The 6,441-nt window shown below is 61.9% G+C and carries 7 protein-coding genes and 1 pseudogene; 5 read left to right on the top strand and 3 right to left on the bottom strand.

Annotated features, from left to right (window positions below; translation table 11 throughout):
- Positions 1-45 precede the first annotated feature (45 nt).
- The 3 genes from ASE63_RS27440 to ASE63_RS18790 all read left to right on the top strand — a co-directional run bounded on the left by ASE63_RS27440 (position 46) and on the right by ASE63_RS18790 (position 2,929).
- Entirely contained in the window at positions 46-1,662 is a 1,617-nt protein-coding gene (locus tag ASE63_RS27440) for a GMC family oxidoreductase N-terminal domain-containing protein (protein WP_056804765.1), read from the top strand.
- A gap of 210 nt (positions 1,663-1,872) precedes the next feature.
- Positions 1,873-2,478: a response regulator gene (locus tag ASE63_RS26835; protein WP_082610101.1), complete on the top strand. Its 606-nt coding sequence runs from the start codon at positions 1,873-1,875 to the stop codon at positions 2,476-2,478.
- Positions 2,479-2,575: 97 nt separating this feature from the next.
- The gene (locus ASE63_RS18790; protein ID WP_056804772.1) at positions 2,576-2,929 is read left to right on the top strand and encodes a response regulator; all 354 of its coding nucleotides are present in this window, start codon (positions 2,576-2,578) and stop codon (positions 2,927-2,929) included.
- On the opposite strand, the gene ASE63_RS18795 is transcribed toward ASE63_RS18790, so the two are convergent.
- Positions 2,926-3,909 (bottom strand): sensor histidine kinase, encoded by a 984-nt coding sequence (locus tag ASE63_RS18795; protein WP_244491453.1) that lies wholly within the window; start codon positions 3,907-3,909, stop codon positions 2,926-2,928. The genes ASE63_RS18790 and ASE63_RS18795 overlap by 4 nt on opposite strands.
- A 188-nt stretch (positions 3,910-4,097) precedes the next feature.
- Complete coding sequence (locus tag ASE63_RS18800) at positions 4,098-4,307, bottom strand: cold-shock protein (RefSeq protein WP_056804777.1); 210 nt, start codon at positions 4,305-4,307, stop codon at positions 4,098-4,100.
- A gap of 364 nt (positions 4,308-4,671) precedes the next feature.
- Between ASE63_RS18800 and ASE63_RS18805 the strand changes: the two genes are divergently transcribed.
- Together ASE63_RS18805 and ASE63_RS18810 are read left to right on the top strand one after the other, a co-directional pair.
- A complete protein-coding gene (locus ASE63_RS18805) occupies positions 4,672-4,968 on the top strand; it encodes a hypothetical protein (RefSeq protein WP_156410467.1) in 297 nt (98 codons plus the stop codon).
- A 295-nt stretch (positions 4,969-5,263) separates the two neighbouring features.
- Positions 5,264-5,635: a hypothetical protein gene (locus ASE63_RS18810; RefSeq protein WP_056804783.1), complete on the top strand. Its 372-nt coding sequence runs from the start codon at positions 5,264-5,266 to the stop codon at positions 5,633-5,635.
- Positions 5,636-5,705: 70 nt separating this feature from the next.
- Here ASE63_RS18810 and ASE63_RS18815 read toward each other — a convergent pair.
- A pseudogene (locus ASE63_RS18815) lies at positions 5,706-6,274 on the bottom strand (tyrosine-type recombinase/integrase).
- Between the last annotated feature and the right edge of the window lie 167 nt (positions 6,275-6,441).

Here is a 6,441-nt window from a genome sequence, read left to right on the forward strand (position 1 = left end):
CGCTCATCGCGGTCCCCGACACGGCCCAACCGGAAAGATCGAACGATGACTGACACTTCCGCCCCCGGCGATGCCGGGGGCTTCGAAAGACGTGCGCGCGAAAATCAGGCGGAGCGCAGAGCCAACCTCGAGACCACCTACGATTTCATCGTCTGCGGCGCCGGTTCGTCGGGATCGGTGGTTGCGCGCCGCCTGGCCGAGAACCCGGCTTGTAGCGTCCTTCTGATCGAGGCCGGGCCCGACGACAATGCGGAGTCCGTGCTTGATCCCGCTCTGTGGCCCACCAATCTCGGCACGGATCGCGACTGGGGGTTCCAGGCCGAGCCGAACCCGCATCTCGACGGCCGGGCCCTGTCGATGTCGATGGGCAAGGGTATCGGCGGCGGTTCCAGCGTGAACGTCATGGTCTGGGCACGCGGCCACCGCAGCGACTGGGACCACTTCGCGGCGGAGACGGGCGATCCAGCCTGGAACCACGCCTCGGTCCTCGAAATCTACCGCCGCATCGAGAACTGGCAGGGCCGGCCAGATGCCAAATACCGGGGCACGACCGGCCCGGTCTGGGTTCAGCCGGCAAAGGACCCAAGCCCCATCGCCGGCGCCCTCCTGGATGCCGCGGAGGGGCACGGCATCCCCCGCTTCGATCATCCCAATGGTGAGATGATGGAAGGCGTCGGCGGGGTTGCCTATGCCGACATGCTCGTTCGCGACGGACGACGACACTCCCTGTACCGAGCCTATGTCCGGCCGATTGCCGATCGTGCGAACCTGACAATCCTCACCGGGACGAGCGTTCGACGCGTACTGTTCGACGGGCGCCGCGCCATCGGTGTGGAGATCGAACGAGCCGGCTTGATCTCGTCGATCAAGGCAAGCGCTGAGGTCGTGATCTCGACGGGTGCTATCAACACGCCCAAGCTGCTGATGCTGTCCGGGGTGGGCGATCGTGACGAACTCGCGCGGCTCGGCATCCCCGTCATCCACCACCTTCCCGGCGTCGGCCGCAATCTGCAGGATCACGTCTCGTTCGGATGTACCTGGGAGTATCGTGAGCCGCTTGCGCCGCGCAACAGCGGCAGCGAGGCGACGCTTTACTGGAAGAGCCGGCCCGACCTCACCGCGCCGGATCTGCTCTTCTGTCAGGTGGAGTTCCCGGTTCCGAGCGAGCGGACGGCGCAACTGGGCGTGCCAGCCCATGGCTGGACGATGTTTGCAGGGCTTGCCCAGCCCCATAGTCGCGGTCGGATACGCCTCGCGTCGGCAGATCCGAGTGACAAGCCTGTCGTCGACGCCAACATGCTGTCGGATCCGCGCGACCTGGAAGCGGCTCGGGCTTGTGTGAAGCTTTGCCGCGAGATCGGCGGCAGCGACGCATTCAGGCCGTTCGTCAGCGCCGAACGTATCCCTGGAACGGGTCGTCAGATCGACGATGCCTTTATCCGAGATGCGGCGGTGACCTACTGGCACCAGTGCGGCACTGCGAAAATGGGCTCGGATGACATGTCGGTGGTCGGTGCCACGCTCGCGGTCCACGGGATCACCGGCCTGCGAATCGCCGATGGCTCGGTGCTGCCGCGTGTCACGACCGGCAACACCCAGGCTCCTTGCGCAGTCGTCGGTGAGCGGGCAGCAGAGGTAATGAGACGGCAGTACGGGCTATAAAGTCCCTGACTTTCTCACGATAAGCGCTGAAGCGCGCTGGCCGCGCTTCAGCAATTTGCTGCATGAGACTGGAGGGCATCGATTCTCGCATCGTGCATCGTCGCGGGCTTTCCGGCTAGACGACCGCGCCGCGCCACTTCCTGACATCGGCTCATTGCCGGGAAGCAGACCTTTCCCCGCGGCGACCGCAGCCGACCCATCTCGGAGACAATGGCCGGCGCCAACTTGCTGATCGATGCGCCATGTGTGTCCGTCTCGCTCGAAATACTTCGCGGCGTCCATGTGCTGCCTCCTGAGCAGGTTGGGCAGCGCGGAAAGCATCGGTCCGCCACTCATTGTGGTGATTCATTTTTGGATGCTGGCGGGCCGAGACAGCTTATTTCGAAAGCCGGGCAACCATTCCATTCCAGCGCCGTTACTGATGGGCAACGAAAGCGCCCAGTGAACAAAACAATCCTAGTCGTCGAAGACGAGCCGATCATCCGGGCCACGGTGATCCTGCTAATCGAAGAGGCGGGCTACGATGTCCTGGAGGCCTCCAACGCCAACGGCGCCATCGTCGAGCTGGAGAGACATCCCGATATTCGCGTGGTGTTCACCGACTGGGGAATGGCTGGCAAGTTGAACGGCCTGAAGCTGATCCATGCGGTCCGCGAGCGATGGCCTCCGGTGGTCCTGATCCTTGCATCGGGCAGAGAATCCCCTCTGGTTGCGGACATGCCATCCGAGACGGCCTTCCTCAAGAAGCCGTACCGCGACCGGGAGCTGTTCGATGTGCTCGAAGCCATCGACTGGGAAACCAGACTCCTAGCTTGATGCGCCGGATACGCGCGATATTCAGATTTCTGAAGCGTACCACGCAACCATTCATTTCTACGACGGTTTCTCTATGCTCGCGCGGTGAAGGCTTCCAATGAAAATCGTCGTCCTTGTCGTCGAAGACGAGCCCATCATCCGGATGAACGCGGTCGGCGTGATCGAGGACGCGGGATACGATGTCTTGGAGGCTGGCAACGCCGATAATGCCATCCTGCTGCTGGAGACCCGGTCCGACATTCGCGTCGTCTTCTCGGACATCGAGATGCCGGGTTCCATGAACGGCCTAAAGCTTATCCACGCGGTTCGCGAGCGCTGGCCGCCGGTCATTCTCATCCTCGCGTCGGGTCGCGTTTCACCTCTGGTCGCCGATATGCCGTCCGACACCGTGTTCCTCAGGAAGCCGTATGCCGAGAGCGAGCTGTTGAAGGTGCTGGAGGCCGTCGACTAGGACGCCAGCTTCGCAACCTTCAGGGTCAGCGTAACGATCAGTCCCGCTGGTTCCCATGCATAGTCGATCGCTCCACTGAGTTGCCCGGTGACGCTGCGGGCCACCAGCCTGCTGCCATAGCCGCTGGCTTTTGCCGGCTCGACCTCGGGGCCGCCCCGTTCCATCCAGACGATCTTGATGTCGTCACCTTCGAGCGAGCCGGACACGTCAAGGGTTCCCTCGTCCGAAGAAAGTGCCCCGTATTTCACCGAGTTGGTGGCCAGTTCGTGGATGACCAGCGCGAGCGTGGTCGCTGCGCCTTCGCCGACGCCCATGCGGGGCACGGCGACACGGATGCGGCCAGCGAAGGCGCCCATGTCCTCATATGGCGACAGCAGGATCGACAGCAGGTCGCCGAGCAGGGCGGCCGTGCCCTGGTGACCGGGAAGCGGCCGTACCAGGTCGTGGGCCCTGCCCAGCGAGGTCAGCCGATTCGTAAGGTCCTTGGCCATCTCCACTGCGGTCGTGGAGGAGCGGGAAGCGATTTGCGTCAGCCCCGACGCGATAGCCAGCAGGTTCTTGACCCGGTGACTCATCTCGCCGGCAAGTAGCTCATGGCCTTCCTCGGCCTGCTTGCGTCCGGTCACGTCCAGGAAAATGCCGTACATGTGCCCCTCGTGCATGCCGGAATCGTTGCCCAGGCCTCGTGCGGAGATCCACCGGATCTCGTCCCCGATCATGATGCGAAAGTCGATCTCGTAGGCGCCCTCGACGCCGCGCGTCGCGGTGAACGCGGCACGGACACGGTCGCGATCGGCGGGATGGATGCGAGCCGACAGATCCTCGAACTTGAGGTCACCGGTCATGTCGACGGCCCACATCTCGAAGCCCTGCTCGTCCATGACGAACGTGTCCGCCTCGACATGCCATGACCAAAGCGCGACCCCGGCGGCCTGGATGGCACGGCGCAGGCTGTCGGGTGTCCAGTGGCTGAAGGGCAAGGCATACCTCATTCGCGAGTGTGATCGGCGACAACTACATGGGTCGCGGAGGCCGTCTATTGCATTTGCACATCAGGAAGTCGGCACCCACCAACGCAAAAAAGGCCAAGCATGAGCTCGGCCTCTTCGTGCAACCTCTGATCGTCAGCGCCAGTACATCCGTGGTCGCCGACAAAAACAGGGCTAAATCACGCAGCCTGAAGCTGCTCAGCGGCCATCTTGCCGGACCTGCTGTCGCGGGCGACCTCGAAGCCGAGCTTCTGGCCTTCCTGCAGATCACGCATGCCAGCACGCTCGACTGCGGAGATGTGAACGAACACATCCTGGCTACCGTCGTCAGGCTGAATGAAGCCGAAACCCTTTGTGGAATTGAACCATTTCACGATGCCGGTGGTCATGAAGAACCCTCCTTGTTGACAACTCTGCCGCCCGCCGGCGACTGCCAACGGGTTGAGAACGATTTCGAAAGGGGGTCATCATCGATGTCGCGCTGAAAACGCGAGAAAAACAAAAGCCGTCCGAACAATCTCGATGACGAGAGGATTAAACGAAAACGGGATCTCTTGCAAAGAAAATTTACATGAATCCGATTTCAGGGAAGTTTCACTATCAATATTATTGCACGATATCAGATCGATACGCCGTAGAAGCGGCTGGAATATTTGGGCATCAGGCCTGTGGTCTCAGAAAGGATCCCTTGGCCGGCCTTGGTGTGGTACAAGACATCTCAGCTCCGCTGGCTGAATGCACATGGGAGCCATCATGACACACCGCCATATTGTCGGGCACGACGTCCGCCTTGCCTACGGTTTTTTCGACCGTGACGCTGTCGGAACATACAGCGTTACGAGGCTGCTGCCCGCAGCCCGGGACGGGGAGCTGCAGTACCGGATTATCGGTGAAGACTGCCGGGAACGCGTGATCAGCGAAAGCCAGATTGCCCGCGATGGCTTTGCCGGACATCGCCGGCCGCGCTCCCTCTACAACCCTATCACCGAGATGTTTGATCGTCTCAACAGGGCGGCATCGGGACCTCTAAAGCCGGAGCCGATCTCATGACCGAGAGGCGAGAGCTTTATCGCAGTCCCAATGGGGATTGCTGGTATCTTGGTCGAGAGCCCAGCAACGGCAACGCCTTTGTGATCCATCAGCCCAATGGCCCGTCAGGCGGTCAACTCACCCCAATCGCGTTAAGCGAATTTTTGGGAAGCGGAAGCAACGACCGGCCTGAACAGCGTGCCTTGCTTCGGCTCATCGCCACGCTCGTCGATGTACCGCCATACGGAGCGCGGGAAGGTTTGCCGCCAAGCGGATGACGCTCGCCGCCTAGCTAATTTGTGCGATACAGCAGGCCGTGGCGAAGTTCCAGGCACTGTTGCGTGCCAAGAAAGACAAGATGCGGGAACTCAATGAGCAGGCGAAACTCGCCGCCTCGAACTATGCTCCTCCGCCGGAGGGCTTAGCCGCGACCTATGGGCTGATTAGCACGGCTCTGGCGTCGATCATCCTTTGGGGGCTGGCCCGGTTCTATGACATCGCGCTGATTTCTCACCCCGCCTTTGTCGGCATCAGCTTGGTTCTCGCGCTCGCGTTCGGTGTATGGCTGCGATACAAACGAAAGCGTCAACATCGCCGAGCCTGCAACGCTGAACGTGTCCGACTGATAGGCCGGCGCGAGGAGAGCATGCTGACTGGCGCCGGTGCAACCTCTTCTGCCGGCACATAGCTCCTGTTTCCGTCTTACGTCACGCCGAGCGGCTGCAGCAGAAGCTACAGCCGCTGTCGTAGTGCTTTCGTCAGAGGTCGGTCTGCTCCGAGAGGATGAGCGCGTCGTCAACTCCGATGCAGAGGTAACGGACGGTGCTCTCCAGCTTGGAGTGCTCCAGCAAGAGCTGACAGGCTCGCAGGTTGCCGGTGCGCTTGTAGATCAAGGCGACGTTTGTCCGGCGCCGGCTGTGGGTACCATAGAGGGCCGGGTCCAGCCCGATCAGTGTCACCCAGCCGTCGAGTAGGCGCCCGTACTGCCGGGTCGTAACGTGATCGCCCTTGCGACTTCGGCTGGGAAAAAGCCAGTCGGCCTCGACTGAGGGGCGGCGTCGAAGCCACGCCGTCAGAGCTTCGCGCGTCGGATCAGTCAGTTCAAAGGGTACGGGGCGACCGGTCTTCTGCTGAATGATGGACGTCCGCAATCTGACGGTGCCGCCGAGCACGACGTCGCTCACCCACAGACGAACCAGATCGTACCCACGCAGCTTGCTGTCGATCGCCAGATTGAACATGGCAAGATCGCGCACGCGTTGATCGTGCTGCAATCGCGTTCGGATCGCCCAGATATGACGGGCGTCAGCGGCGGCTTGGGCCCCATCGGGCGACCCGTGTTCCAGGCGGGACGCTGGTCATGTTGCTGATGTTCGATCGGCACAGCGTGCCAGAAGCATGCGTAATCGGGCGGACCCGCGAGGGGTCAAGCTCCCGTTAGGATCTCGACAGATCCAAGAGGGAGGAAGTCGCGATGTTCTACGCTGCGCTGGA

Source organism: Allobosea sp. Root381 (assembly GCF_001429395.1).
Taxonomy (GTDB): domain Bacteria; phylum Pseudomonadota; class Alphaproteobacteria; order Rhizobiales; family Beijerinckiaceae; genus Allobosea.